We start from the raw sequence: 3,389 nt of genomic DNA on the forward strand, positions 1-3,389 counted from the left end.
GAGGACATCACGGACGCCGTGATCACCGTCCCCGCGTACTTCGAGGACGCCCAGCGTCAGGCCACGAAGGAAGCCGGCCAGATCGCCGGGTTGAACGTCCTGCGCATCGTCAACGAGCCCACCGCGGCCGCGCTGGCCTACGGCCTCGACAAGGGCGAGAAGGAACAGACCATCCTGGTCTTCGACCTCGGTGGCGGCACCTTCGACGTCTCGCTGCTCGAAATCGGCGACGGCGTCGTCGAGGTTCGCGCCACCTCCGGCGACAACCACCTCGGTGGTGACGACTGGGACGACCGGATCGTGAAGTGGCTGGCCGACAAGTTCAGGGCTCAGAACGGCATCGATCTGACCAAGGACAAGATGGCCCTGCAGCGTCTCCGTGAGGCTGCCGAGAAGGCCAAGATCGAACTGAGTTCCTCGCAGAGCACGTCGATCAACCTGCCCTACATCACCGTCGACGCGGACAAGAACCCGCTGTTCCTCGACGAGCAGTTGTCCCGCAGCGAGTTCGAGAAGATCACGTCCGATCTCCTCGACCGCACCCGGGCCCCGTTCCAATCGGTGATCAAGGACGCGAAGATCTCCGTCAAGGACATCGACCAGGTCGTGCTGGTCGGTGGTTCCACCCGCATGCCCGCCGTGACAAATCTGGTGCGCGAGCTGACCGGCGGAAAGGAACCGAACAAGGGTGTCAACCCGGACGAGGTCGTGGCCGTCGGCGCCGCCTTGCAGGCCGGTGTCCTCAAGGGCGAGGTCAAGGACGTGCTGCTCCTCGACGTCACCCCGCTGTCCCTCGGCATCGAGACCAAGGGTGGCGTGATGACCAAGCTCATCGAGCGCAACACCACCATTCCGACCAAGCGTTCCGAGACCTTCACCACCGCTGACGACAACCAGCCCTCGGTGCAGATCCAGGTGTTCCAGGGTGAGCGCGAAATCGCCTCGCACAACAAGCTGCTCGGCTCGTTCGAACTGGCGGGGATTCCGCCCGCCCCGCGGGGGGTGCCGCAGATCGAGGTCACCTTCGACATCGACGCCAACGGCATCGTGCACGTAACCGCGAAGGACAAGGGCACCGGTAAGGAGAACACGATCAAGATCCAGGAGGGGTCCGGTCTGTCCAAGGAGGAGATCGACCGGATGATCAAGGACGCCGAGGCTCACGCTGCGGAGGACGCCCAACGCAGGGAGGAAGCGGAGGTCCGCAACCAGGCCGAGTCGCTGGTGTATCAGACCGAGAAATTCATCAGGGACAACGAGGACAAGGTTCCCGCCGATGTCAAGGAGAGGGTCGAGTCGTCGATCACGAATGCCCAGGAGAAGTTGAAAGGCAGCGACGTCGCGGCCATCAAAGAAGCCATCGAAAAACTGACCACCGACTCGCAGGCCCTGGGTCAGGCAATCTACGACGCGCAGGCGAAGGACTCGGCCGCCCCCGGCGGGGGGAACGGGTCCTCTGAAGGCACCGGTGAAGTCTTCGACGCTGAGGTGGTGGACGAACCTGGACGGGAGGACACCCGATGAGTAGCAGTGAGCGCCGCAACGGCGACAAGCCGCCGCGGGAACCGATCTCGATCACCGACAAACGCCGCGTCGATCCGGAGACCGGCCGGGTACGCGGGCACACCCCGAGCGAGCCTGTCACCCCGACCCCACAACGGGAACCCGACCCGACCACGCCGGACGCCGAGATGCACCCCGGTGACCGGACCGCGGGCGAACACCCAGATCGAGTGGCGGAGTTGACCGCCGATCTGCAGCGGGTGCAAGCCGAGTACACCAACTACCGACGCCGGATCGAACGCGACCGGCACGCGGCCGTGGAGGCCGCGACGGCGTCGGTGGCGGCGAAATTTCTCGGGATCCTCGACGACCTCGACCGAGCCCGCGAGCACGGCGACCTCGAAAACGAACCACTGCGGGCGATCGCGGCCAAGCTCGGTGCGATCCTGAGCGGCCTCGGAGTGGCCGCATTCGGCGAAGAGGGCGAGCGCTTCGATCCCACCCTGCACGAAGCGGTCCAGCACGCAGGCACCGGGGGTGATCCCGTCGTAGACCGGGTGTTGCGACGCGGCTACACATTCGGTGACCACAAGGTGCTGCGGACCGCGACGGTCACCGTCGTCGAGGAGCTGGCTCCGCCGGGGAACGTCACGGGCACGGCACCGGCCGGCGATTGCTGAGATACCGACCAACAGCCTGACGGCGCCGGTCTCGGAGCGCACGGCGCTCTCGGACAGCTGCCCGCAGAGGGAAGGAGGATGCCAAGTGTCGCAGCAGGAATGGCTCGACCATGACTTCTACGCCGCCCTGGGTGTCCCTTCGACGGCGTCGGCCGAGGAGATCAAGAAGGCGTATCGCAAGCTGGCGCGGGAGTTGCATCCGGACGCCAACCCGCACAACACCGAGGTGGAGGAACGGTTCAAGGCGGTCAGCGAGGCGTACGCGGTGCTCTCGGACCCCGCCAAACGCAAGAAATACGACCGCATGCGCAAGCTGCTCCGACCCGGGGCGTTCACCGGGACGGGATTTCCTCCTCGCGCCGGGTCGGGCGGCTTCGACTTCGGGGACCTGTTCGGGAGCGGTTCACCCTTCATCGTGGGCGATCCTCTGGGCGGGGTCGGTGATGTGCTCGGGGACCTGTTCCGGCGCGCCGGAACCCGAACTGCGTCGGCCCGGCCGAGGCGGGGCAGTGACGTCGAGACCGAGACCCGGCTGTCGTTCCGGGAGGCGGTCGCCGGGATGGTGTTGCCGCTGAGGGTGAGTGGGCCGATGGTGTGCACCGGCTGTCACGGCTCCGGCACTCGACCGGGAACCGGGCAACGGACGTGCCCCCACTGCCACGGCATCGGGACGCGTAACCGGAAGCAGGGCGACTTCGGGTTCACCGAACCCTGCGACGGTTGCCGGGGCACGGGATCGGTCGTCGACACCCCCTGCCCGGACTGCCAGGGCGCCGGGATCGGGAACCGCACCCGCGCCATCTCCGTCCATGTTCCGCCCGGGGTGAGCGACGGGCAACGCATCCGGCTACCGGCGCAGGGTGAACCTGGTCTCGGCGGGGCGCCGTCGGGGGACCTGTACGTCACCGTGCGCGTGGACTCGGACCCTGTGTTCGCCCGCAGCGGCGATGACCTCACCGTCACCGTTCCCGTGTCGTTTGCCGAACTAGCTTTGGGGACAATGCTGTCCGTGCCCACCCTCGATGGCCAGGTCAGTATGAAGGTCCCGGCGGGCGCCCAGTCCGGGAGAACGTTCCGGCTGCGCGGACGCGGGGTGCCCGGCCGCGGCGCCGCGGCCGGCGATCTGCTGGTCACCGTGGAGGTCGCGGTTCCGTCCGATCTCGGCCACGAAGCCGCTGAGGCGCTGCGGGCGTACGCCCGGGCAGA

At 67.2% G+C, this 3,389-nt stretch carries 3 protein-coding genes; all 3 read left to right on the forward strand.

The annotated features are described in order from the left end of the window. Positions 1 to 1,524, forward strand: a 1,524-nt coding sequence (gene dnaK, locus AZG88_RS32065) for a molecular chaperone DnaK (protein ID WP_061700156.1), incomplete at its 5' end; no start/stop codon positions are given. Next, positions 1,521 to 2,183, forward strand: a complete 663-nt coding sequence (gene grpE / locus AZG88_RS32070) for a nucleotide exchange factor GrpE (protein ID WP_005241601.1) — start codon at positions 1,521 to 1,523, stop codon at positions 2,181 to 2,183. The genes dnaK and grpE, both read left to right, overlap by 4 nt. Positions 2,184 to 2,268: 85 nt before the next feature. After that, on the forward strand, positions 2,269 to 3,389 hold a 1,121-nt coding region (gene dnaJ, locus AZG88_RS32075; protein ID WP_061700157.1), incomplete at its 3' end, for a molecular chaperone DnaJ.

The organism is Rhodococcus sp. LB1 (assembly GCF_001583455.1).
In the GTDB taxonomy this organism is placed as follows: domain Bacteria; phylum Actinomycetota; class Actinomycetes; order Mycobacteriales; family Mycobacteriaceae; genus Rhodococcus_F; species Rhodococcus_F opacus.

What these genes read in the sequence shown, in the direction of transcription:
- grpE (WP_005241601.1), top strand. Translation starts at nt 1,521, where the DNA reads ATGAGTAGCAGTGAGCGCCGCAACGGCGACAAGCCGCCGCGGGAACCG.